Source organism: Halobellus sp. MBLA0158, assembly GCF_041477585.1.
Lineage (GTDB): Archaea > Halobacteriota > Halobacteria > Halobacteriales > Haloferacaceae > Haloquadratum > Haloquadratum rubicundus.
On sequence record NZ_JBGNYA010000001.1, the window covers coordinates 3,028,951 to 3,052,617 of the forward strand.

Consider the following 23,667-nt stretch of genomic DNA (forward strand, 5'->3'; position numbering starts at 1 on the left):
TTCGGTTACGGCGCGGACCGACGCGTCGGCGACGGGATCGACGGACCGCACACAGGACCGCAGAAAGGCGTCGCGGCGCGCTCGCGGGGGCCGCACAGACGGAGGAGATATACCGGCCCGCGGGCTACGGGGCGGTAATGAGTCAGCCGAGCCCCGAGGTCTACGAGCGCGGGAAGGGGATGGACGCCCACAATCAGGTGATGCGGGAGATCCGCTCGCAGAAGGACAAGCACTACGACCCCCACGAGCCGACGCGCGTCTGGCTCGACGAGGACAACACGCCCGACGGCGTGGTGCAGTCGCTGACGATCATCCTCAACACCGGCGGCTGTCGGTGGGCCCGCGCCGGCGGCTGCACGATGTGCGGCTACGTCGCCGAGTCCGTCGAGGGCGGCAGCGTCGCCCACGACGCGCTGATGGACCAGATCGAGGTCTGCCTGGAGCACGAAGCCGAAAACGCCGACGAGCCCGCCGACCTGATCAAGATCTACACCTCCGGGTCGTTCCTCGACGAGCGGGAGGTCGGCGCCGAGACCAGACGGGCGATCGCCGAGACGTTCGCCGACCGGCAGCGGATCGTCGTCGAGTCGCTCCCGGACTTCGTCGAGCGGGAGAAGATCGCCGACTTCACCGACGTCGGCCTGTCGACGGACGTCGCCGTCGGCCTGGAGACCGCGACCGATCGGATCCGCCACGACTGCGTGAACAAGTACTTCGACTTCGCGGACTTCGAGGCCGCCTGCGCGGAGGCGCGCGACGCCGACATCGAGGCGAGCGGCGTCGACGCCGGCGTGAAGGCCTACCTCCTGATGAAGCCCCCGTTCCTCTCGGAGTCGGAGGCGATCGAGGACATGGTGTCGTCGATCCGGCGGTGCGCGAAGGTCGACGGCTGCCACACCGTCTCGATGAATCCCACGAACGTCCAGCGGTACACGATGGTCGACGAGCTCTTTTTCGAGGGCGGCTACCGCCCGCCGTGGCTCTGGTCGGTCGCGGAGGTGCTGGACCGCACCGCCGACGTCGACGCGATCGTCGTCTCCGACCCCGTCGGACACGGCTCCGATCGGGGCGCGCACAACTGCGGCGAGTGCGACGACCGGGTGCAGAAGGCGATCAAGGATTTCGACAAGCGGCAGGATCCCGCGGTCTTCGGACAGGTCTCCTGCGACTGCAAGGCCACCTGGGAGTACGTCGTCGAGGCCGAGACGAGCTACGGGATGCCGCTGTCCCGCTGATACTGAGCACTCTCGGTATGAGAGCCGCCGATTCCGCGATTCGATAACGGCGTACCAGCATTAATAGCCCTGGCCCGCCGAGGGGGCGGTATGGAGTTCCGGCGGGACGACCGGGGGGTCTCGGGGGTGATCGGCGCGGTCCTCATCTTGGGGTTTCTGATCATCCTGCTGTCGATCTACCAGGCGTCGTACGTGCCGAGCGAGAACGAGGGGGTCGAGTTCGCGCACAGCCAGCAGGTCCAGAACGATATGCTGGAGGTGCGGAACGCGATCCTCTCGGCCGACGCCAGCGGCGAGACCACCTACAGTTCGGTCAAGCTCGGCACCCGGTATCCCGTCCGGGTCCTCGGCATCAATCCGCCGCCCGCCTCGGGGACGCTCCGGACCGGCCCGGCGGAGCCGGTCAGCATCGTTGACGGCGACGGCGACGCGCGAACCAACATCTGCCCCTCCTCGGGCCCAATCCAGACCCGTACCCTCGAATACGTCCCCGGCTACAACGAGTATCAGAACGCCCCGACGATCGTTTACGAGAACACGGTCCTGTATCTCGATTTCGGCGACCGGACGGTGCTTCTGACCGGGCAACAGTTAGTGCAGGGCGATACCGTGACGGTCCGCCCGCTGAACACGAGCCTCTACGAGGTCGGCGTCGAGCGGACGCCAGTCGAGTCGGTGCCGGGGAACGTCAACGATGAAGAAGTTCAAGATGCCGACGTCACCGTCCCGACCGGGCTCAGCGAAGACACCTGGGAGCAACTGCTGGCCGGGCAGGTCGACCCCGCGAACGTGGCCGTCTCCGGCGGCGAATTGACGATCGACTTTTCGGGCGAGGTCGCGGTGGCGTGCGCGCCAGTCGGCCTGAACGAAGCGCCGCCCGGCGGGGAGCGCCAGCAGGGCGGGATCGAGATCAATCCTGCGGGGCCGAACGACGTGTACCTGCAGGATATTGAGCCTGGAGACGATCAGGATACGATCGACATCACGCTAAATAATACTGCGAGTCAAGATACGAATATCACGCAGGCCCGGATGTCGTTCTATTTCAACGCGCAATCCACCGGCGGCAACGCTGTAGACCCGTTCGATATTAATAATTCCACAGCTGATATCATCTACGCAGACGATTTCACCATCTTGGACTCGATGCGCGCTCTCGATCGGGACATCAAGCTTCCAGGAAACGAAACTGAAACGACAATTTCGTTCGAGTTTGATCAAGATGGAGGGAGCGAAAAGATAGGGCAACGTGACTTCTTCGTCGTCGAGTTCCGCTTCGAAACCGGCGAGAAGGGAACGTACTTCGTCGACATCCCATAGTAATGGATTCCCGCGCCCAGAGCGAGACGGTCGGCACGCTCCTCATCACTGCCGTCGTCATCATTTCGGTCTCCACCGTGGGCGTGGGGCTCCTCGTCAACTACGACCGCCAGGTGAGCGCCGAGCGGCCCTCTGCGGCGTTCCAGTCCGAACTGGATGAGACGTCGCTCACGCTTACGCACGTCGGGGGCGAGAATCTGCCGCTTTCCGAACTCGATCTCATACTGAGGAACGAAAGCGGTGAAAAGTCATACGACCTGGAGAATCTGACCAAATCCGACCATAATCTCGATACCAACGAGCTGTTCGAGGGCGGCGAGTCGGTGACGGTAGAGAACCCATTCACGGGGCGAATCCGAATCCTCCTGATCAGGACCACCCAGAACGGTGCGATCCTCTACGACGACTACGAGACGCTGCCGGGGGGTGGGGGAGCGCCGACTACGTCGACCGCAACCCCGACTCCGACGCCGACACCCACACCCACGCCAACGCCAACTCCCACGCCGACGCCGACACCGACGCCCACGCCGCAAGAGCCGATGCTGGAGGGCTACACCCTACAGGACACCTCGGCGAACTCCAACACCGAGTACACGCTGTACTACGACGTCAACAACACCGCGCGGTTCGATCGCGTCGAGGTGACCTTCGACAACCGGAACAACGACTGGGGCGACGAGACCGTGACCGCGACCGACCCCCGCGGCGACGTCACGTTCTCGCAGGGCGGCCAGCAGGGCAGCGAGTACGAGATCACGATCCGCGTGTTCGACACCGACGGGACCGTCACCGACTCGGTCACGTTCACCGACGTCGCCGACGGCGACTCCCAGTCCGGCGGCGACACGACAGACCCCGGCAGCCCGCAGTTCGCCGGGACCGTGATCGACGACCTCGGCGGCGCGGAGGCGAACTACGAGGTCTCCTACAACGTCACGAACCGCGCGGACTTCGGCTCGGTGCGGGTGCGCTACGAGAACCTCGACAGCGGCGGAGCCGACGCGACCTACACCAGCGCGGACCCGCGGAACAACGTCGACGACTACGCCGAGGCGAGCTACGGCGGCACCGAGGGCGACGAGTACCGCATCACGGTCCAGCTGCTCGATTCGGCGGGCGTCGTGGTCGATCAGCGCGTGGTCACCGACGTCGCCGACGGGGCCGATCCGTCGGGCAACGCGGACCTCAGCCGCCCGACGAGCCCGACCCTCGACAGCGTGACCGTGCAGGACCGCTCCAGAAACAGCAACGGCGACTACCGGATCCAGTACCGGGTGTCGGATCCGAACGGGGAGTTCGTCCAGGCCGAAGTGCTGGTCCGCGACCTCAACAACTCCTGGGCGAGCACCGAGCTCTCGGGCACGAACACGAACGGCAATCTCCAGTACTCGCAGGGCGGCACCGAGGGCGATACCTTCCGGTTCACCGTCCGCGTGATCGACACCGACGGCATCGTCGTCGATGAGCGCGTGATCACCGACGTCGCCGACGGGGCCGATCCGTAGGAGAAAATGGGGATCCGACGCCCGATTCAGGCGAACGCCGACAGCACGCCCTGACCGTCGGTGCCCCGGCCGAGGTCGGGAAGGGTCGCCCGCTCGGGGTGGGGCATCAGCACCGCGACGTGGTCCGACTCGCCGGTGATACCCGCGACGTTGCCGCGGGAGCCGTTCGGGTTCGCGTTGTCGGTTATGTTGCCCGCCGAATCGCAGTACCGGAAGAGAATCCGGTCGTCGGCGACGAGGTCGTCGTACTTGGACTCCGAGATCTCGAAGCGGCCCTCGCCGTGGGCGATGGGGACCTCGATCACGTCGCCCTCGTCGTAGGCGGCGGTCCACGGCGTCTCGGCGTTCTCGACGCGCAGGTGGACGGGTTCGCACTGGAAGCGCGCGCTGGCGTTCGTGGTGAACGCGCCGGGGGTGAGCGCCGACTCGCAGCCGATCTGGGCGCCGTTGCAGACGCCGAGTACGGGCGTTCCCGCCTCGGCCGTCGCGCGGACGTCGTCCATAATCGGCGAGCGCGCGGCCATCGCCCCCGCGCGGAGGTAGTCCCCGTAGGAGAAGCCGCCGGGGAGGATCACGCCGTCGACGTCGCTCGGGAGCCCGTCCTCGTGCCAGACGCGCTCGGCGTCGACGCCGAGGTGCGAGAGCGCGCGGACGGCGTCGCGGTCGCAGTTGGAGCCGCCGAACTGAACTACTGCGACGGTCATTCCGCCTCGGCCACCTCAACGTCGTAGTCGTGGATGGTCGGGTTCGCCAGCAGCCGCTCGGCCATCTCGTCGGCCCGTTCGGCCGCCGCCTCCGCGGAGTCGGCGTCGAGGTCGACCTCGAACTGGTCCGCCGAGCGGAGCGCGTCCAGCTCGAACCCCAGGCGTTCGAGCGCGCGCTTCGTCGTCTCCGCCTCGGGGTCCAAGACGCCCCGCTTGAGGCGGACGGTCACCGTCGCGGTGTAGGTCGTCATCGGGCGAACGTGCGCGGTCGTGTGTAAAAGTCGTTTTGGACTGGCTCGGGTGTACACGAACGTGAACTGGTCGGCCGGCGGTCAGAGGTCGCGGACGCGGTCTACCGCGGCCCCGACCTCGGGGGCGTCGAACCACGCCGTGCCGGTGTAGGCGTTCGTTCCCGCGGCGTAGAGATCCGAAACGGCCTGGAGCACGTCGTCGGGGAGCGGGTCCGGCGAGCGCTCGCAGAGCCCGCGCCAGTCGGCGACGCCCTCCTCGCGCGCTCGGGACTTCGCGGCGGAGACGGCCTCGACCCACTCGGGGTCGGTCCGCTTGTAGTACTGCCGGACGACCTCCTTGGAGACCTCCTGGCCGCCGTACGAAAAGCGGTTCTCGTCGAAGGTGCCGACGACATCGGCGACCCGAACCTCGCCGTCGTGGTAGAGACACTCGATCTTGCCGTCCTCGTGGACGAATCCGCGCTTTTCGGCTTCGCGGTTCAGCAGGTCGTTGACCGCGAGCGCGACGTCCTCCAACGCTCCGAGGTCGGCCGCGCCGGCGATCCGGTCGGCCTCGGTTCTGGAGAGGTAGCGGTCCTGTTCTTCGTACTTCGTCGAGAACTCGACGACCGGCTCGGGCAGGTCGACGACCTCGTCGGGCCAGGTCTCGGCGTCGAGGCCGTACTCTTCCGGACTGCCGCGCGAGCGGAGGCTCGACCCCACGGGGACGGTGTTCCGAAAGACGATCTCCAAGGGGATCAGGTAGTTCTCGCCCGCCGCGTCGTGGTAGGCGTCGTAGTCGTACTCGTCGTCGCCGAGGTACGGGAGGTCCGGGACCTGCGTGAGTTCGATCGCCATCTCCGTCGGCGGCGCGTCGCAGTCGCCGAGCGGGACCGGATCCGTGGCTTCGGTGCCGGGATCGGACACGCCGACGTAGTGGGTCGGGATCCCCTCCTCGTCCAGGCGCTCGAAGTTGTACGCGCCCATCGTACACAGCGACGCCCCCTTTTCCGAGATCAGATCGGGCATCTCGCCCCAGTCGAAGACGGAGTACTGATCGGTGAAGACGAACCGCCCGCGGCCCAACTCTTCGGCCGTGGGCTCCGCCTCCACGCGGAACTCCTTGACGCTCGTCATACGCCGAACTGGCGTCGGCATCGCACAAGAAGGCTTCCACTGGCGTGTGTAGGCACCGCGTCCGTCGGACCGATCTATTCACGATCGTGACTACTGCATCCGGCGCGGCCGTCGGTCACGCGCTTCGTCGAAGCGTCGAGGCCGGACCGTCGCTATCGCCCAGCTTTTTGTCCACCGACGCCGTGTCACCCGGGTATGCGCGAGACGGCTGGACGAGGGGACGGCGGCGCAGATTCCGGGCCCGGGACGGGCGCCCGCGACCCCGACCTCGACTTCGATATCGTCCCCGAGACCGACCAGTCGTTCGAGAACGCGCTGGCGAAGGCGCGGGCGGGCGAGCGCCTGACCGTCGACGACGGGATCGAACTCATCACGACCGGCACCGATCGGGCGGGGATCGACCCCGTGCGGAAGGAACAGGTCCTGGAGGCCGCAGACCGCCGGCGCGCGGAGGTCGTCGGCGAGGACGTCACGTTCGTCGCGAACCTCAACAACAACGTCACGACCGCCTGCAACACGGGCTGTCTGTTCTGCAACTTCAAGGACACCGCCCACCGGTTCGAGAGCGACCACGACGGCGAGCATGCGGGGTTCACCAAGACGCCCGCGGAGTCGCGCGCGATCGTCGACGACGCCCTCGATATGGGCATCTACGAGGTCACCTCCGTCTCGGGGCTCCATCCCGCGTTCGCGCTGAACGACGAGCACCGGGAGGTCCTCGCGGCGTTCGACGATCCCGCACGGGAGGTGAACTACAAGCCGCCGGCCGTCTACGACACCGACCCCGGCACGTACGTCGACCAGATGCGCGCGATGTCCGTCGGCGGCGTCCACCTCCACTCGATGACGCCCGAGGAAGCCCAGCACGCCCGCCGCGGGACCGACTGGTCCTACGAGGAGGTCTACCGCGACCTCGCGTCGGCGGGGCTGGATTCGGCGCCCGGGACCGCCGCCGAGATCCTCGTCGAGGAGGTCCGCGAGGTGATCTGCCCGGGCAAGATCTCCACAGAGGAGTGGGTCACGGCGATGGAGGGCGCCGTCGCCGCCGGCCTCGACGTCACCGCGACGATGATGTACGGCCACGTCGAGAACGCGGCCCACCGGGTCCGCCACCTCAAGGTGATCCGGGATCTCCAGGACCGAGTCGGGGGAATCACCGAGTTCGTCCCGCTGTCGTTCGTCCACGAGAACACCCCGCTGTTCGAGCGCGGCGTCGTCTCCGGGGGCGCGACAGATGCCGAGGACGAGCTGGTGGTCGCGGTCGCGCGGCTCTTCCTCGACAACGTCGAGAACGTCCAGTCCTCGTGGGTCAAATTTGGCGACGCGAAGGCCCTCAAACTGCTGAACTGCGGCGCGAACGACTTCATGGGGACGATCCTCTCAGAGGAGATCACCACTCGCGCGGGCGGCACCTACGGGGAGTTCCGCTCGTTCGACGACTACGTCGATATGATCGGCGCGATCGGTCGCCCGGCGGTCGAGCGCTCGACCGACTACCGGACGCGGCGGCCGATCGACCCCGACGACGGCCCGCACGGCCCCGAACTCGGCCCGCGCGCCGACGGGACGCCGATGCTCGGGGCGTCGAGGGAGGCGGACGAGGGGATGGCCGCGGACGACTGAGGCCGCGGCGGGAAACGATCGCGGACCGGACGGCGCCGGAGTCTTTTACCCGACCGCGCCGAACGGGAGAGTGAAATGAACATCGCGATCATCGGGGTCGGACAGGCGGGCGGGAAGGTCGCGGACGCGGTCCTGGAGTACGAGTCGAACAGCCGAACCGACTTCGTCACCCAGGCCGTCGCCATCAACTCGGCGAAGGCGGACCTGCTCGGCCTCCGTCGAGTGCCGGTCGAAAAGCGGATCCTCATCGGGCAGTCGCGCGTGAAGGGCCACGGCTGCGGCGCCGACAACGAACTCGGCGTCCGGATCGCCGAGGAGGACCTCGACGAGGTGACCGCGGCCGTCGACGACGTCCCCCTCCACGAGGTCGACGCGTTCCTCGTCGTCGCCGGGCTCGGCGGCGGGACCGGCTCGGGCGCGGCGCCGGTCATCGCGCGCGAACTCGGCCGGCTCTACACCGAACCGGTGTACGGCCTGGGGCTCCTCCCCGGGAGCGACGAGGGAGGAATCTACACGCTGAACGCGGCGCGATCGTTCCAGACGTTCGTGCGGGAGGTCGACAATCTGCTCGTCTTCGACAACGACGCCTGGCGGAAGACCGGCGAGTCCGTCCAGGGCGGCTACGCCGCCATCAACGAGGAGATCGCGCGCCGCCTGGGCGTCCTCTGCAGCGCCGGCGAGGTCGACGACGGCCCCGTTCCCGAGTCGGTCGTCGACGCCTCCGAGATCATCAACACCCTCGCGGGCGGCGGCGTGACGACCGTCGGCTACGCGAACGCGCACCTGGACCGCCCCGCCCGCGGCATCTTCGGCCGCCGCGAGGCGGCGCCCGACGAGACCGAGGTGGTGAACCGCATCTCGACGACGGTCCGCCGGGCGACCCTCGGGAACCTCACGCTCCCGGCCAACGTCAAGAGCACAGAGCGGGCGCTCCTGATCGTCAGCGGCCCGCCGCAGTACCTGAGTCGGAAGGGCGTCGAGGACGCTCGCCGGTGGCTCGAAGACGAGACGGGCACGATGGAGGTCCGCGGCGGCGACTACCCGATCCCCGACTCCGAGTACGTCGCGGCGCTCGTGGTGCTGTCGGGCGTCACCGACGTCCCCCGGATCAAGGAGCTCCAGGAGGTCGGCCGCGAGACCCAGCGGAACCTCGAAGAGCGCGCCGCCGAACGCCCGGAGGCGCTCCGGAACCTCGTGTGGGGCGGCGAGGGCGGTATCGACCCGCTGTTCTGACCGGGAATCAGACTCAAGGCCGTCGCGCCCCTCCCGTCGCCCGATGATGGTCACCACCCACGTGGCGGCAGGGCTGCTGCTGGCGACGCCCGTCGCGCTCCTGGCGCCGGAGTTCGCCCTCCCGGCCGCCGCCGGCGCCGTCCTGGGCGGCGTCGTCCCCGACCTCGACCTCTTCGTCGGGACCCACCGGAAGACGCTCCACTTCCCCGTCTACTACTCGGTCGCCGGCGTCGTCGCGGGCGTCGCGGCCGTACTGGCGCCCGGCCCGCTGACCGTGGCGGCCGCGCTCTGTCTCCTCACCGCCGGGATCCACTCCGCGTCGGACTGGCTCGGCGCCGGCGACGAACTCCGCCCGTGGGAGCGCACCTCCCAGCGCGCCGTCTTCCTCCACCCGCGGCGCCGGTGGCTCCGCCCGCGGTACCTCGTCCGGTACGACGGCGCTCCCGAGGACCTGGTCCTCACGGTCGTCCTCGCGACGCCCGCGGCCCTGGCGTTCGAGGGGTGGCCCCGCGCGCTCGTCGTCGGTGGCGTCGCGCTCGCGGCCGCGTACACGGTAGTCCGCAAGCGCGTGCCCGAGTGGCTGGGGATCTGAGACCGGCATCCGAGTCTGAGTGCCGAGCGGGCGTCAGTCCGCGGATCCGCTCTCCGTCGAGGGAGAATCGACCGCGAGCGGGCCGTCGCGCCGCGCCACGCCGCGGTACCGCTCGCCGTGGACGTCGTCGGCGGTGATCGCCGCGGCGATCCGGTCGGAGAGCCACTCGCCCGCTGCGACGCGTCCAGCGAAGTCGGCGCGCCTGATCGGCTCCGGGAGGTACCGGTCGTAGACCGGGAGGCGCTCGTACAGCGGCACGCCCGCGTCGGCGGCGATCTCTTCGAGCTCCCGCAGCGCGGGCCAGGCGTAGTCGGGGTTGATGTAATCCTCCGTCACGGGCGAGACGCCCCCGAGGTCGTCGACGCCGCAGTCGAGCAGGTCCCGCGTCGGCGAGAGGTTCGGCGGGACCTGGATCGACACTTCCTCGGGAAGGGCCGCCCTGGCCATCGCGACGGTCCGGCGCATCGTCTCGACCGACGGCCGCTCGAAGTCCGAGCGCTCGTTCGGGACGACGTTCTGGACGATCACCTCCTGGACGTGGTCGTAGCGCTCGTGGAGCGCGCGGATCGCCAGCAGGCTCTCGGCGCGGTCCCGCCAGGTCTCGCCGATGCCGACGAGGATACCCGTCGTGAACGGCATCCCCACTTCGCCCGCGGCGCGGATCGTGTTCAGCCGCTGGCCGGGCGTCTTCCGCCGGGCGCCCGCGTGGGCGTCGACGTCGGCGGTGGTCTCCAGCATCACGCCCATACTGGCGTTGACGGGCCCGAGGCGCTCGAAGTCGGCCTCGGTGAGATCCCCGGGGTTCGAGTGTGGGAGCAGCCCCTCCTCGAGCGCGATCTCACAGCAGTCCCGGAGGTACGCGAGGACGTCGTCGTAGCCCCACTCCGCCAACTGCTCGTGGATCTCGGTGTACCGGTCGTCCGGCCGGTCGCCGAATGTGAAGAGCGCCTCGGTGCAGCCGGCGTCGGCGCCGACCCGCAGGCGCTCGCGGACCTCCTCGGGGGAGAGCAGCGCGGCCTCGCCGGGGACGTCGTAGTAGGTGCAGTAGGTGCAGGTGTACCGACAGGCGGTCGTGAGCGGGAGGAAGACGTTCCGCGAGAAGGTGAGTTCGGGCGCCGGCGCGACGTCGGACGGGCGGGCGTCCAGCAGTCGCTCGACGTCGGTGTCCGAAATCTCGATGTCGACGTCGTACTCTGCGGCCGCGGGGAACATCGTGCCATTCCTCGTCGGGTGACGTACAAAAACTGTCGCTCCGCGGCGAAGGTTCATATACCGACGCGCGGCCAGCGGCGGTGTGCGCTGAGAGACGCCCCGCGTCGGGCCGCGGTTGCTCGGCACGTCGGCGCGGGGGCGGTTCGGAACGGAGTGCCGACTGTTCGCCACGAGAGCCGTCACGGGAGCGGACGGGCTACCCGTCCGGTCGCCGAACCGCGACGCGCGATTCGCCGCCGGTGTCGACCGCGAAGCCGGCCTCGCGGAGCCACGCCGCCGATCGGCCGTCGCCGTGCAACAGCACCTCGACGAGGTCGTCCGGCTCGTCCACGTCGGTCGAGAGCCGCATCGAGTCGACGGCGTCGACCGAGAGCCCCGCGTCCGCGGCGATGCGGCGGTGATCGCGGTAGGAGGTGCCGTGGTAGTCGACGCGGAAGTCGGGATCGCGGACGACGAGCGCGTTCGTGCCCCCGCCGCGCCCCGGCGCGATCGCGACGTCGCCGCCGGCGCCAAACAGCCGCGCGAGCGCCTCGGGTGTCGCGAGCGCGAGGTCCGCCATCACCACGGCGAGTTCGCCGACGTCGCCATCTCCGAGCCGCGAGAGCGCGGCGTTCACGGCGGGCGTCAGCGGTCGCTCGTCAACCGTCCTCGGGAGGTCATCGAGCGGGTCGGCGTCGGAGTCGTCGACGAGGTCGTCCGCGGGCGGAGCGAGCGGACCGGGAACGAGGAGTTCGGGCGTTCCTCCGGCGGCCGCGACGGCGTCGACGACGTCGCGGAGCATCGCGAACGCGAAGCGCCGCCGCTCGTCGGCGTCGAGGACGGGTGCGAGCCGAGTCTTCGGGTCGCGAGCGGTGAAGGGGACGATAACGCGCATCGGCGCGAACGGAGGCGAAAAGACCCGATCAGCCGAGCTTGTCGTGGCCCTGCTGCTGGGAGCGCCAGTACAGGAAGCCGCCGACGACGAGGCCGATCACGACGAGGGCGCCGACGCCGTACAGCGCGTACTGCATCAGCTGATTCGACTGCTGGGTCTGCTGGGCCTGCTCTTGGGCCTGGTTCGCGAGGTCGATCGCGAGGGTGAACTCCTCGCCGTTGTACGCCTCGATAGCGTTCCGGAGGCTCCGGTCGGCCTCCTGGGAGTTCACCTGGGAGACGGCCGTCTCGGCGTCCGCGATGGCGTTCCGGGCCTCGCGGGACTCCTGGGTGTAGTGGGTCGCCGTCCAGTTGTCGATGTCGTTGGTCGAGCCGCCCTCGCGGGTCTGTTGGAGGTCCATCACCACGAACGACTGGGCGGGCTCGTAGGAGTACTCCTGGACCTGGGGTACCGTCCCGGTGACTCGGACTTCGACCTCGCTGGTCCCGTCGGCGGTGGCGATCTCCGCGCCGGAGAACGACTGGCCGTCGAAGGATTCCTGGCTGACGCGGGCGCCGGTCTGATCGTAGTACGACACCGTCCAGGTGACGTCAGTCAGTTCGGTGCTGCCCGCGAGCGACCACGATTCGAGGGTCGGGTTCTGATACAGTTCGTTCAGCGTGACCGTCGCGGTGACCTGGCTGCCGACCTCGGCGTCGCTCGTGACGTCCGAGTCGCCGACCGAAACGGCCGCGGCGGGGACTGAAGCGACAGCGAGGACGAAGAGACAGGCCAGCGCGAGGTTAGAAAAGCGACTCCAGCTCGTCTTCGTCATCATTAATCAGATTCTCCAAGTTCTCTTCGCTTTCCTCCCGGATGTCATCAATGTTGTCCTGTGCCTCGATGGCGACCTGCTGGAGCTCCTTGATGCGAGGCACGTTCGTCACCCCCGAGAGGAGGATGACGGAGGCGACGCGGTTCGAGTCCGTGATCGGGTAGTCGCCGCCACGGACCTCCATACTGCCGGTCTGCTCTTCGATCCACTTGCGGCCGCGCTCGATTCCCTTCCGGTTCAGGTGCCGCGGCGGGCCGGCCATCACGAGCAGCGCCCGCTCTGCGCCCTCGATCTCACAGGGGAGGGTGAGACGCCCGAGGGCGGCCTTGCGGACGAGCGAGGTGATCCGGTTCGTCGTGTGGGCGGTGTCGAGGTCGTCCTCCTCGTCGCCGCCGGTGAGCCGCGAGAGGAGTCCGCCGCCGGAAGAGTCGTTTTCGACCGTCTCGGAGGCGTACCCGACCGTCGAGACGCCGCCGCCCGCGAGGGTGTTGATGATCTCCGAGGAGTCGACGACGCTTTCTGCGACCTCGCCGCCCTGGCCGATCTCGCCGGCCCCGAAGAGGACGCCGAAGCGGGTGACGATCTCCTCGTTGATCTCGTCGTAGCCGCCCTGGACGGACTCGCCGGTCTTCCGCCAGGCGTCGTTGTCGAAGACGAGCAGATTGTCGACCTCCCGCACGAACGTCTGGAACGATCGCGCCGCGTTCAGCGTGTAGATCCCTCCCTCGTCGCTCCCGGGGAGGATGCCCAGACCGTAGACGGGCTCGGTGTAGATCCGCTGGAGATGCTTCGCGAGAACGGGCGAGCCGCCGCTTCCCGTGCCGCCGCCGAGCCCGGCGACGACGAGGAACGCGTCGATCTCGTGGACCGGGATGCTGTCGATCGCGCCCTGGACCTCGTCGATGTCCTCCTCGGCGACCTCGGCGCCGAGTTCGTTGTCGGCGCCGACGCCGTGGCCCTTCACGCGCGACTGCCCGATGAGGACCCGCTGGTCCTTGGGGATGTGCTCTAACCCCATCAGGTCGGCCTTCGCCGTGTTGACCGCGACCGCCGCACGGACGATGCCCGAATCGTGGCGCTTGTCGTACTCGACGAATTTGTCGACGATCTTTCCCCCGGCCTGCCCGAAACCGATCATTGCAAGCTTCATTTGTCGGGTCCCCTCGCCATTGGGTGTATCCCAGTGCAAACGCGGACATAAACCTTGTGATGGTCCGAAAAGGACGGAACCACGGTCGAATCGTAAAAATCGGGGGACAGCGCGGGGGCGTTAATCGACGCTTAGTGTGAGCTCCGCGAAGCCGGTCGGCCTATTTCTCAGTTTTTATATTTGGACCGACTGATCTCGGCGCCCGATCGGGGGTCCGTGCCTCACCCGGACGTCGCCGCCGCACCCGATTCGACGCGGCCCGCCCGTCCGTTCAGATACGCACTCAGCGTCGTGAGTTCGCCCGTTCCGACGCCGAAGGCGCCGACGTCGTTGTCGTCGGTGACGTTGTCGAACCGCAGCGAGCGGTACTGGTCTTTCCCCATCGGGAAGCCGGGGATCGCATCGCCCAGCGTGAGCCCGATCTTCGCGAGCCCCATCGGCACGGGGACGATCGTGGTCGAGCGGCCGTCGGCCTCGTGGATCATCCGGGCGATCTCCGCGAGGGTGAGCTTGTCCGGACCGCCGATCTCGTAGGTCTGGTTCGCGTGCTCGTCGGAGTCGATCGCGTCGGCGAGCATCGGGACGAGGTCGCCGACCCAGACGGGCTGGAACCGGGTCTTGCCGCCGCCCGGCAGGGCGCTGAGGTACGGCGGCGCGAGCAGTTTCGTGAAGGAGACGAACTCCCCGCCGTCGCCGAAGACGACCGAGGGGCGGAAGATCGTATAGTCGAGGACGGACTCGGTCACGATCTCTTCGGCCTCGCCCTTCGAGCGGATGTAGGCGGTCGGCCCGTCGGGGGCGGCGCCGAGCGCGCTCATCTGGACGAGGCGATCGACCTCGTGCTTCTCGGCCGCGCGGACGACGTGTTCGGTGCCCTGGCGGTGGACCAGGTCGTGCATCTCGTCGCCGCCGTCCGGCTTGAACAGCGGCGAGAGCGCGACGAGGTTGTAGACCGCGTCCTTCCCCTCGAAGGCCTCCTTGATGGAGTCGTAGTCCCGGACGTTGCCCATCACCTTGTTGACGCCCGACGGGAGGTCGTCGCTACTCGGACTCCGCGAGAGGGCCGTCACCTCGTGGTCCCGAGCCTTCAGTTCCCGGCAGAGCGCGCTTCCGATGAACCCGCTTCCGCCCACGACGAGGACGTTCATACTCCGGACGTCGCGCCATACGGCCGTAAAGGTAACTGCCGATACGCACGCCGTCGGCGGGCGGTCGAGCGGTCGCCGAGCCGCCGCGACGAGACTCGGAGGATTTTACCGCGCGCCGCCGCCACCTCCGAGTATGCTCCTCACGCTGGAGGGTCTCGACGGGAGCGGGAAGACCACCGCCTGGGAGGCGCTGCGCGAGGCCTACCCCGAAGCGGTGTTCACCCGCGAACCGACCGGCTCGTGGTACGGCGAGGCCGTCTCGCGGTCGATGCGGGACGACGGCGCCGACCCCCTCGCCGAACTCTTCCTGTTCACCGCCGACCACGCGGACCACCTCTCGCGGGTCGTGCGCCCCGCGCTCGCCGACGGGAACCTCGTCGTCTCCGACCGCTACTCGGACTCGCGGTTCGCCTACCAGGCGGCCGCGCTCGCGGAGTCGTACCTCGCGGGCGGCCGCGACCCCCTGGAGTACATCCGGGAGATCCACGAGGCGTTCTCCCATCCGCCGGACCGGACGATCTACCTCGACGTCGACCCCGAAGTGGCGGCCGAGCGCGCCGGCGCGACGAACAAATTCGAACGCGTGGAGTACCTCTCGCGGGTCGCCGAAAACTACGAGCGGCTCATCGAGGCCGAGCCGGACCGCTTCGTCCGCGTCGACGCCACACAGCCGCTCCCGGCGGTCCGGGAGGCCGTGATCGACCACGTCGAGGAGTTCGTCGCCGAGAGCTAGGAGCCGTCCCCGCGGCGCTCCGGGAGGTCGTACTCGTCGGGCGCGGGAACGTAGAGCGTGTCGATGGTGAAGCCGAGCGCCAGCGGGAGGCCGACCGCCGCACCCAGGAGCGCCGTCGGGCCGAGATCGAGCCCCGCGCCGATCGGGAGGACGCCGAAGAAGACGAGCGTCGTGACGAGGAGCGCCACCGGGATGAGCACGAACGAGTAGATGACGTAGCCCCACTGCGTCTTCAGCCGGAGCCGGAAGAAGCGGGTCAGCACCGCCGCCAGGAGGGTGTGGATGACGAGCACCGCGCCGAACAGCACGAGGCCGACGACCGAGACCATAGCCGAGATACGAGCGCTGTGACCTTTACGCGTTCGGCTCGGCACGCGGACGCGTCGAAGCCGGGACAGCGCCCGCGACGCGGCTCATAGTGGTTACTCTCACTATTTACCGCCGAACGCCACCCCCGTGACGACGTTCGGCGGGGAGAGACGATCACTCTCAGTCCATCGCGATGTACGTCGTGGTGTCGGTGACGCCGTCGAGGCGCTGGACCCCCGACGACGAGGCGTCGAGGACGTCGTAGACGCGCTCGCCCGTGGTCTCGGCGATGATGTCGTACGCGCCCGCGACGATGTGCGCCTCCGTCACCGCGTCGAGCTCGCGGACCGCCGCCAGCGACCGCTCGACCGCGCCGGCCTCCGTTTCGATCATCACGAACGCGTCGACCATACGACGCTGTATGGTGTGGTGTCACATAGCACTTGCGACGTCGAACGAGGAGCCGCGGCGGAGGCGTCGATTCCGGAGAAACATTATTGGCGGGCGGCGGCGTACCGATGTGGTATGCGGTTCGTTATCATTGGTGCAGGTCGGGTCGGACTCCGCACCGCTCGGGTCCTCAGGGAGGAGGGACACGAGATCACGATCGTCGAGAAGGACCGCGACAGGGTCGAGCGCGCCCGCGACGACGGCTTCGAGGTCGTCCACGGCGACGGGTCCCGCGAGGCGGTGCTCGCGGAGGCGGGGATCGAAGACGCCGACGGGATCGGCGCGCTCACGAGCGACCTGAACGTGAACTTCACGGCGTGTTCGATCGCCAAGCACCACCGGACCTGGACGGTCCTCCGCGTCGACGAGGAGCACCGCGAGGAAGTCTACCAGAAGTACGCCGACGAGGTCGACGAGGTCGTCTACCCCGAGCGCCTGGGCGCGCTCGGCGCGAAGAACGCGCTCCTTGGCGGGTCGATCCGCGCCATCGCCGACGTCGCCCAGAGCCTCCAGGTGGTCCAGATGACCGTCAGCGAGTCCTCGCCGATGCGCGGGTACACGATCGAGGAGGTCGCGCTCCCCGCGAAGACCCGGATCCTGGCGTTCGGGAAGGCGGGCGAGCCGATGGGACTGCCGCTTTCGGACGACTCCCTCGAAGCCGGCGACCGCCTGGCGGTGCTCGCGGACTTCGAGGTCCTAGAGGAGGTCCGGAAGCTGATCGTCGGCGAGACGCTCGCGCCCGAGACCGACGAGGGAGTCGCGTGATGGTCACCGCCTACGTCACCGTCACGGCGTCCAGCGGCGACGTCGACCGGCTCAAGCCCGCGATGGCGGGGATCGATGAGACCATCGAGCGGGTCGAGGTCGTCGCGGGCGACGTCGACTACGTCGTGAAGGCGCGGGCCGACGACGTCTCGGCACTCAAGGACGTCGCCGCCGCGCTCCGCGAACTCGACGGCATCGAGGGCACGGAGACACACATCGGGATGGAGTGAGAGTACTCGCTATGAGCTTCCGCCGCCCGACGCCTACAGCGGCGTCCCGCCCTCGGTCCCGCCGCCGGCGTCGGCCGCGCGCTGGATCAGGTGCGTGACGGGCTCCGTGTAGTCGTAGCCCGGGATGATGCCCTCGACGTAGGTGCCCTCGACGTACTCCACGACCGCGACGGCGTCGTCCGCGCCGCGCGCCGCGTCGAGGTCGGCGAGCTCCGCGCGCACCGCGGCCTCGGCCTCCCCGCGGTCGACGTCGACCGCGACGTCGTCGGTCCCGCGCAACACGCCGTCGACGTCTTCCAGCCGGAGCGAGAGGGTGTTGAACCAGCCGTCCTCGACGACCGGCGCGACGCGGTCGGCGGTGACGGCGTCGAGCATCGGGACTCGAACTTCGACGGCGAAGACGGCCCTGCCCTCTCGGCCTCCGATTTCGACGTCCGCGTCGAAGACGGTCGAGGTCACGGCGTACCGGCCCTCGGACTGCCGCTCGTAGGAGTCGTGGTTCTCGACGGCCCGTCGGGCTCGCGACTCGGCGTCACTGTCGCTCATCGACGGAAGAAGCGCCGGGAGCGACAAAAGCGTCTCGTGTCGCAGAGCGCCGACGGGGACGTGTCAAACCGAGAAAACGCGTTTCCGCGTGCGGCACGCTTAAGTGGTATCCGCCCAATCGCCCAAGTGACGCTTCGTCTGGAGGGCCGAAGCGTCAGCGGGGACCAATTCAGGGCGGCAGTAACCGTCCGGGCCGTTCCCGGACGGTTGCTTCCTTTTAGGCGAAGTACGCATCCGAGCCGCAGCGCCGCTTCGCGCATCCGCGATGCGAGCGATTGAAGTACTCACCCGGACAGATACCGGGTATGCAGGACCAAGGACGCTCCAAGCGGAAGCGGACCGGCGGCCGACGCCGACGCTCGCACAAGAAGACGCGCCACCAGCTGGGCCGCCAGCCCGCCGAGACCACCGTCGGCGAGCCGCGCTTCCAGACCATCGACTCCCGCGGCAACGACACGAAGGTCCGCGCGCTCTCGACGGACGTCGCGCAGGTCGCCGAAGACGGCGAGACGACCGAAGCGGAGATCGAGAACGTGATCGAGAACCCCGCGAACGTCAACTACGCTCGTCGGAACATCATCACGAAGGGCGCGATCATCGAGACCAGCGAGGGCACCGCCCGCGTCACCTCCCGCCCCGGCCAGACCGGCCAGGTCAACGCCGTCCTCGTCGACGAGGAGTAACGCCGTCTTCTCTCCGTTTTCCGCGACCGCGAGCGGCGGCGCTGGCTTCCGACTCCCTTTACGGGGTCGGCGCGGCCTTCTGGAGCGCGGTCTCGGCGATGTTGCCGCCGTAGTCCGCGCTCCGCGAGACGGAGTCGACGATGAGCCCCAGGAGCTGCGCGCGCGCCGGATCGAGGTCGCGCAGGAGCTCGTCGATCCGGCGCGCGCGCTCGTCGATCTTCTGGACGGACTCGCGGGCGTCGTTGGCCAGCCGGGTGGCCTCGTCGCTTTCGTCAGCCAGGAGTGCGTCCATCCCGCCGTCGACGATCTCGCGGGCCTCCTCGTGGAGCTCGTAGAGGGCGTCGATCACCTCCTCGGGGACGGGACGCTCGAACTCCAGGGTGAGGTGGGCGATCTTCGTCGCGTGGTCGGCGATGCGCTCCAGCTGGCGGGCCGCGGACTGGTAGTCGAAGCAGACCTCGCGGGGGAGGCCGAGCTCCTCGGCGGCCTTCGGCGTGCGGAGCGTCGCGCGGAAGATGCGCGAGACGACCATCCAGAGGCGGTCGACGTCGTCGTCCCGCTGGATCACATCGCGGGCCATATCCGTGTCCAGTTCCGCGAGCGCGTCGACCGCGTCCGAGAGCATCGACAGCGAGATGAGGCGCATCCGGCGGACGGCGGTGTGGATCGACAGCTCAGCCGAGTCCAGGAGGTCGCGGATGACGACCGTGTCGCGGGTCTCCTCCAGCACTTCGAGGCCGACGAGGCTCTGGGTCGCCTCCCGGATAGTCCGGCGCTGGTCGGTCGTGATCCGGGAGCTCTCGAGGTTGATGATGTCGAAGCCGCTCACGTACATCGTCATCACCGCGCGCGTGAGTTCGTCGCCCTCCAGGTCCGTGACGTCGAGGGTGCCCTCAGTACGCTCGTCCTCGTTCGCGGGCGCGAGAAACAGCGAGTCGCCCTCGGGGTAGAACTCCACGACGCTCCCCGCCGAGACGTCGTTTTCGGTCGCCCACTCCTTCGGGATCGAGACGGTGTACGTCGAGCCGCCGGTGACCTGCACCTTCCGCGTTTCGACCATACGCGGGCGTTACGAACCTCGGAATATAAATGTGCCTATAGATATATAGTCGGCAGTCGCGAGTCCGAACAGTTCGGTGGCTCGTTCCCCGTGGGGAGTGCTATTGATCCGCATAGAGGTATCCGTGGAGAGACCCCGTTTGCGGCGCCGTCAATCGCGGGAGGACACACTGTATCCATAACGGTCGTTATCTGGGTCTTTGAACCCTTTATCGGGGATATTCCCGCTCGTCGGTCGAACAGGAAGTTGGCGTCTCGCGCCGTCGAACGACGAGGCCGGGCCGTCGTCAACGGCGACTCGCTTGCGAGAAGTCATCATACGTACTGCTATTTTATCTATATAGTTATATTAGTAGACGTTTTATCCGTCATCCGGGTACTCGCAGTCGATGACGCGCGACAGCACGCAGACTCGTGGGCTCTCACGCCGGAAATTCATCGCCGCCTCGGGCGCGCTCGGCGTCGCCGGGCTCGCCGGCTGCACGCAGAGCAACACGGGCGGCGGGTCGACCGAGGAGCCGACGGACGGGTCCGACGATTCGGGTGACTCCGACGGCTCCGACAGCCTCTCGGGGGAGATCGCCATCGCGGGCTCTTCGACGGTCTTCCCGCTCGCGACCGCGATGGCCCAGCGGTTCCAGGAGAACCACAGCGGCGTCGACATCAGCCTCCAGTCGACGGGGTCGGGCGGCGGCTTCGCGAACTACTTCTGTACGGGCCAGACCGACTTCAACAACGCCTCGCGGCCGATCCAGCCCGAGGAGGAAGACCAGTGTTCGGAAAACGACGTCGACCCCGTCGAGCTCAAGGTCGCGACCGACGCGCTGACGGTCATCGTCAACACCGACAACGACTGGATCGGCGACGGGCTCACCGTCGAGCAGCTCGACGAGATCTGGTCGGCCGACTCGGCGCCGGAGACGTGGGCCGACGTCAACTCCGAGTGGCCGGACGAGCCGCTCGAACTGTACGGCCCCTCCGACGCCTCCGGGACGTACGACTACTTCCACGAGGCGATCCTCGGCGAGGAGGGCAGCCACCGCCAGGACTACTCGCCGACCGAGCAGGACCGGACGATCATCCAGGGCGTCGCCGGCTCGGAGTACGCGATGGGCTACCTCGGCTACGCCTACTACAGCGAGAACCAGGACACGGTCCAGGCCGTGCCGATCAGCGACGGCGACGGCGAGTACGTCGAGCCGTCCCTCGAAACGGCGCTCGCCGGCGACTACACGCCGCTGTCGCGCCCGCTCTTCACCTACCCCAAGGTCTCGGCGCTGGAGGAAGAACACATCGCCTCCTTCGCCCGCTTCTGGATCGAGAACGCCACGAGCCGCGACATCGTCGCCGACGAGGTCGGCTACGTGCCCCTGAGCGACGAGGAGCAATCGGAGATGCTGTCGCGCCTCGACGAAGCGACGGGGTCGAACTGACCGCGCGCCCGCGAGCACGGAACAGGTAACGAAGCGCTTTTTCGTACCCCAGTAATCCCACCATACAATGAGCACAGACGAGTTGGAGGCCGACCTCACCCGGCAGACCGAAAACTCACCGCGAGAACTCCTGACCCGGACGTTCTTCTTCCTGTGCGCCGGCCTCTCGATCGTCACCACGATCAGTATCGTCGTGTTGCTCGTGACCGAGGCCGCGAAGTTCTTCACGATCACCGCGCCGCTTATGGGCGTCGCGGGGGAGACGGCCTCGCTCGTCGACTTCCTCACCGGCACGTCCTGGCAGATCAACAGCGGGCAGTTCGGCGTGCTGGCGCTGGTCTCGGCGACGCTTATGATCACGATCGGCTCGGCGGTCATCGCGATTCCCCTCGGCGTCGCGACCGCGATCTACCTCAGCGAGTACGCCAGCCAGCGGGCCCGGTCGGTGCTCAAGCCCGCCTTGGAGATCCTCGCCGGGGTCCCGACGGTCGTCTACGGCTTCTTCGCGCTGATCTACATCACGCCCGCGCTCTCGACGGTCTTCCCCAGCATCGGGACGTTCAACATGCTCTCGGCCAGCATCGTCGTCGGCATCATGATCATCCCGATGGTCGCGTCGATCTCCGAGGACGCGATGTCGGCCGTCCCCGACGACCTCCGGCAGGCGGGCTACGGGATGGGCGCGACGAAGTTCGACGTCGCGACCGGCATCGTCGTCCCCGCGGCGCTGTCGGGGATCTTCTCCTCGTTCATCCTGGCACTCTCGCGGGCCATCGGCGAGACGATGGCCGTCACCATCGCCGCCGGGTCGCGGGCGCAGTTCCTCAATCCCCTGAACCCCGCCTCCTACCTGGAAGGCGCGCTGCCGATGACCGCCGCGATGGTCCAGCTCCTCTTGGGCGACATCACCGGCGGCGGTCTCGCCTACCGGAGCCTCTTTGCGATCGGCTTGGTCCTCTTCGTCATCACCCTCGTCATGAACGTCATCAGCGACTTCGTCGCCCAGCGGTACCGGGAGGAGTACTGAGATGGCCGCAGAGAGCAAACGGATCGAAGACTTCGGCCAGGTCAGCCGCACCGTGGGGACGGTCTTCCGCTATCTCCTGCTCGCGGCGACGATGTTCGGCATCGTCACGCTCGCGGTCCTTCTGGTCTACGTCGCCAACGACGCGATCCAGCCGCTCTCGGCCGACGCCGGCTGGTACCTCGTCTACTTCCTCACGCTCGTCGCGCCGACGGCGGCGGTCGGCTGGTACGTCCGTCGTCGGGACCGCGAGGCCTTCGCCTTCGGCGTCTTCCTCGTCGGCCTGCTCGTCGTCTCGCTGATGTTCAGCGGGGGCGTCGGCCTGCTCGTCGTCGACGTCGTGCCGCCGCTCGTCGCGTTCGCGTTCGCGATCGCGCTCGTCGTGCCCGTCGGGGTCTCGGTGGGCCTGACGCGGTACGCCCACCGGATCGCCTTCACGCCGCGGCTCGCGATCACGACGCTCGCGTTCTACCTCTCCTTACTCGGGATCCCGGGCCCGCTCGGCGGCGTGCTCGGCGTCCCCCAACTGGTCCCGAGCCTCGCGCAGGCGATCCAGGGCATCCCCGTCATCCCGGTCGACTGGATGATGGTCGGCACCGTGATCGGCGGCGCCGCCGCGGGCGCGACGGCCGCGTACGTCGCGGGCGTCCGCGACGCCCGAACCGGGCTGTACGCCGGCGCCGCGGCGTTCGTCGCCGTCCTCGCGAGCGCCGTGGTCGGGCCGCTCGCGGGGCTCAGTTCGGTCCCGGCGATCGTCGTCACCGGCGTCGCGCTCGTCCCGACCGCGACGTACGCCTGGCGCGGGGCGTTCACCGAGGAGCGCCGGCCGGCCGGCGTCGGCTTCGCCGCGGTCGTCGTGGGCGGCGCGCTCGTCGGCGCGGTCGCGGTCGACGCGCTCGGCTTCGCCGGGCCGCAGTCGTGGGTCGACTGGGGCTTCCTGACCAGCTCCCACAGCGGGACCGCGGTCGACGCCGGGCTCTACCCGGCGATCGGCGGGTCGATCCTCCTGATGGCGACGGTCGCGGCGCTGTCGTTCCCCCTGGGGGTCGGCGCCGCGGTCTACCTGGAGGAGTACGCGCCCGACAACGCGCTCACGCGCTTCGTCGACGTCAACATCTCGAACCTCGCGGGCGTCCCCTCGGTGGTCTACGGCCTGCTCGGCCTGGGCGTGTTCGTGACCTACCTCGGCCAACCGCCGGGGACGGTGCTCGTCGGCGGCGCGACGCTCGCGCTGTTGATCCTCCCGATCGTCATCATCTCCGCGCGCGAGGCGATCCGCTCTGTGCCCTCGGACCTCCGCCAGGCCTCCTACGGGATGGGCGCGACGCGGTGGCAGACCGTCCGCAACGTGGTCCTGCCGGAGGCGTTCCCCGGCATCCTCACGGGAACGATCCTCGCGCTGGGGCGGGCGATCGGCGAGACCGCGCCGCTGATCATGATCGGCGCGCCGAACGTCGTCTTCAACCTCCCGAGCACGCTCTCCTCGAAGGTGAGCGCGATGCCGCTCCAGGTGTACGCGTGGTCGAGCCTCTTCGCGAGCGAGGACTTCTACACGAAGGCCGTCCCGGCCGGCGTGGTGGTCCTCCTCGCCGTCCTCCTGGCGATGAACTCGGTCGCGATCGTGCTCCGGAACAAGTTTGAGCGAACAGGGTGAG

25 protein-coding genes are annotated in these 23,667 nt (G+C 68.4%); 13 read left to right on the top strand and 12 right to left on the bottom strand.

The annotated features are described in order from the left end of the window. The first annotated feature begins 137 nt into the window (after positions 1-137). The 3 genes from OS889_RS15420 to OS889_RS15430 all read left to right on the top strand — a co-directional run bounded on the left by OS889_RS15420 (position 138) and on the right by OS889_RS15430 (position 4,063). Positions 138-1,235: an archaeosine biosynthesis radical SAM protein RaSEA gene (locus OS889_RS15420; protein ID WP_372391309.1), complete on the top strand. Its 1,098-nt coding sequence runs from the start codon at positions 138-140 to the stop codon at positions 1,233-1,235. A gap of 249 nt (positions 1,236-1,484) precedes the next feature. Next, positions 1,485-2,555 carry a hypothetical protein gene (locus OS889_RS15425; RefSeq protein WP_372391311.1) on the top strand — a complete coding sequence of 357 codons (1,071 nt, stop codon included), beginning with the start codon at positions 1,485-1,487 and terminating at the stop codon, positions 2,553-2,555. 2 nt (positions 2,556-2,557) lie between these two features. Further along, positions 2,558-4,063: a type IV pilin N-terminal domain-containing protein gene (locus OS889_RS15430; protein ID WP_372391312.1), complete on the top strand. Its 1,506-nt coding sequence runs from the start codon at positions 2,558-2,560 to the stop codon at positions 4,061-4,063. A gap of 26 nt (positions 4,064-4,089) precedes the next feature. Here OS889_RS15430 and purQ read toward each other — a convergent pair whose 3' ends face one another. The 3 genes from purQ to OS889_RS15445 all read right to left on the bottom strand — a co-directional run bounded on the left by purQ (position 4,090) and on the right by OS889_RS15445 (position 6,134). After that, positions 4,090-4,767 carry a phosphoribosylformylglycinamidine synthase I gene (gene purQ / locus OS889_RS15435; protein WP_372391313.1) on the bottom strand — a complete coding sequence of 226 codons (678 nt, stop codon included), beginning with the start codon at positions 4,765-4,767 and terminating at the stop codon, positions 4,090-4,092. Continuing rightward, positions 4,764-5,018, bottom strand: coding sequence for a phosphoribosylformylglycinamidine synthase subunit PurS (purS, locus tag OS889_RS15440; protein ID WP_372391315.1), 255 nt, complete (start codon positions 5,016-5,018; stop codon positions 4,764-4,766). Before purS ends, purQ begins: the two co-directional genes overlap by 4 nt. 81 nt (positions 5,019-5,099) lie before the next feature. Beyond that, positions 5,100-6,134: a phosphoribosylaminoimidazolesuccinocarboxamide synthase gene (locus OS889_RS15445; RefSeq protein WP_372391317.1), complete on the bottom strand. Its 1,035-nt coding sequence runs from the start codon at positions 6,132-6,134 to the stop codon at positions 5,100-5,102. 195 nt (positions 6,135-6,329) lie between these two features. Between OS889_RS15445 and cofH the strand changes: the two genes are divergently transcribed. The 3 genes from cofH to OS889_RS15460 all read left to right on the top strand — a co-directional run bounded on the left by cofH (position 6,330) and on the right by OS889_RS15460 (position 9,582). Continuing rightward, positions 6,330-7,757, top strand: coding sequence for a 7,8-didemethyl-8-hydroxy-5-deazariboflavin synthase subunit CofH (gene cofH / locus OS889_RS15450; RefSeq protein WP_372391319.1), 1,428 nt, complete (start codon positions 6,330-6,332; stop codon positions 7,755-7,757). Positions 7,758-7,832: 75 nt separating this feature from the next. After that, a complete protein-coding gene (locus OS889_RS15455; RefSeq protein WP_372391322.1) occupies positions 7,833-8,990 on the top strand; it encodes a tubulin/FtsZ family protein in 1,158 nt (385 codons plus the stop codon). A 43-nt stretch (positions 8,991-9,033) separates the two neighbouring features. After that, positions 9,034-9,582: a metal-dependent hydrolase gene (locus tag OS889_RS15460; protein ID WP_372391324.1), complete on the top strand. Its 549-nt coding sequence runs from the start codon at positions 9,034-9,036 to the stop codon at positions 9,580-9,582. A 33-nt stretch (positions 9,583-9,615) separates the two neighbouring features. On the opposite strand, the gene cofG is transcribed toward OS889_RS15460, so the two are convergent. From cofG to OS889_RS15485, 5 genes are all read right to left on the bottom strand, one after another. Further along, positions 9,616-10,794 carry a 7,8-didemethyl-8-hydroxy-5-deazariboflavin synthase subunit CofG gene (gene cofG, locus OS889_RS15465; protein ID WP_372391326.1) on the bottom strand — a complete coding sequence of 393 codons (1,179 nt, stop codon included), beginning with the start codon at positions 10,792-10,794 and terminating at the stop codon, positions 9,616-9,618. Positions 10,795-10,990: 196 nt separating this feature from the next. Continuing rightward, positions 10,991-11,668: a 2-phospho-L-lactate guanylyltransferase gene (cofC, locus tag OS889_RS15470; protein WP_372391328.1), complete on the bottom strand. Its 678-nt coding sequence runs from the start codon at positions 11,666-11,668 to the stop codon at positions 10,991-10,993. A 28-nt stretch (positions 11,669-11,696) separates the two neighbouring features. After that, positions 11,697-12,482, bottom strand: a complete 786-nt coding sequence (locus OS889_RS15475; protein ID WP_372391646.1) for a hypothetical protein — start codon at positions 12,480-12,482, stop codon at positions 11,697-11,699. Beyond that, positions 12,451-13,632, bottom strand: a complete 1,182-nt coding sequence (locus OS889_RS15480; protein WP_372391330.1) for a tubulin/FtsZ family protein — start codon at positions 13,630-13,632, stop codon at positions 12,451-12,453. Before OS889_RS15480 ends, OS889_RS15475 begins: the two co-directional genes overlap by 32 nt. Positions 13,633-13,853: 221 nt before the next feature. Continuing rightward, positions 13,854-14,780, bottom strand: a complete 927-nt coding sequence (locus OS889_RS15485) for a complex I NDUFA9 subunit family protein (RefSeq protein ID WP_372391332.1) — start codon at positions 14,778-14,780, stop codon at positions 13,854-13,856. Between the two features lie 133 nt (positions 14,781-14,913). On the opposite strand from OS889_RS15485, the gene tmk reads away from it, so the two are divergent. Beyond that, complete coding sequence (gene tmk, locus OS889_RS15490; protein ID WP_372391335.1) at positions 14,914-15,513, top strand: dTMP kinase; 600 nt, start codon at positions 14,914-14,916, stop codon at positions 15,511-15,513. Here the strand turns inward: tmk and OS889_RS15495 are convergent. Together OS889_RS15495 and OS889_RS15500 are read right to left on the bottom strand one after the other, a co-directional pair. Next, on the bottom strand, positions 15,510-15,842 hold the full coding sequence (locus OS889_RS15495; RefSeq protein ID WP_372391337.1) for a DUF7991 family protein: 333 nt from the start codon (positions 15,840-15,842) through the stop codon (positions 15,510-15,512). The genes tmk and OS889_RS15495 overlap by 4 nt on opposite strands. Before the next feature lie 160 nt (positions 15,843-16,002). After that, positions 16,003-16,233, bottom strand: a complete 231-nt coding sequence (locus OS889_RS15500) for an Lrp/AsnC ligand binding domain-containing protein (protein ID WP_372391339.1) — start codon at positions 16,231-16,233, stop codon at positions 16,003-16,005. 114 nt (positions 16,234-16,347) lie between these two features. Between OS889_RS15500 and OS889_RS15505 the strand changes: the two genes are divergently transcribed. Further along, positions 16,348-17,037: a potassium channel family protein gene (locus OS889_RS15505; RefSeq protein ID WP_372391341.1), complete on the top strand. Its 690-nt coding sequence runs from the start codon at positions 16,348-16,350 to the stop codon at positions 17,035-17,037. Further along, a complete protein-coding gene (locus OS889_RS15510; RefSeq protein WP_372391343.1) occupies positions 17,037-17,267 on the top strand; it encodes an Lrp/AsnC ligand binding domain-containing protein in 231 nt (76 codons plus the stop codon). The genes OS889_RS15505 and OS889_RS15510 overlap by 1 nt, the downstream gene beginning before the upstream one ends. A 33-nt stretch (positions 17,268-17,300) precedes the next feature. Here OS889_RS15510 and OS889_RS15515 read toward each other — a convergent pair whose 3' ends face one another. Then, complete coding sequence (locus tag OS889_RS15515) at positions 17,301-17,813, bottom strand: DUF5813 family protein (RefSeq protein ID WP_372391346.1); 513 nt, start codon at positions 17,811-17,813, stop codon at positions 17,301-17,303. A 305-nt stretch (positions 17,814-18,118) separates the two neighbouring features. Here OS889_RS15515 and OS889_RS15520 point away from each other — a divergent pair, with 305 nt between their 5' ends. Then, positions 18,119-18,496 (top strand): 30S ribosomal protein S8e, encoded by a 378-nt coding sequence (locus OS889_RS15520; RefSeq protein ID WP_372391349.1) that lies wholly within the window; start codon positions 18,119-18,121, stop codon positions 18,494-18,496. A 58-nt stretch (positions 18,497-18,554) separates the two neighbouring features. Here OS889_RS15520 and OS889_RS15525 read toward each other — a convergent pair whose 3' ends face one another. Then, positions 18,555-19,556, bottom strand: a complete 1,002-nt coding sequence (locus tag OS889_RS15525; protein ID WP_372391350.1) for a PhoU domain-containing protein — start codon at positions 19,554-19,556, stop codon at positions 18,555-18,557. A 388-nt stretch (positions 19,557-19,944) separates the two neighbouring features. On the opposite strand from OS889_RS15525, the gene OS889_RS15530 reads away from it, so the two are divergent. From OS889_RS15530 to pstA, 3 genes are all read left to right on the top strand, one after another. Then, a complete protein-coding gene (locus OS889_RS15530) occupies positions 19,945-20,988 on the top strand; it encodes a PstS family phosphate ABC transporter substrate-binding protein (RefSeq protein WP_372391352.1) in 1,044 nt (347 codons plus the stop codon). Between the two features lie 67 nt (positions 20,989-21,055). After that, positions 21,056-22,015, top strand: a complete 960-nt coding sequence (gene pstC, locus OS889_RS15535; RefSeq protein ID WP_372391354.1) for a phosphate ABC transporter permease subunit PstC — start codon at positions 21,056-21,058, stop codon at positions 22,013-22,015. Between the two features lies 1 nt (position 22,016). Next, positions 22,017-23,666, top strand: a complete 1,650-nt coding sequence (gene pstA, locus OS889_RS15540; protein WP_372391357.1) for a phosphate ABC transporter permease PstA — start codon at positions 22,017-22,019, stop codon at positions 23,664-23,666. Position 23,667: the final 1 nt, after the last annotated feature.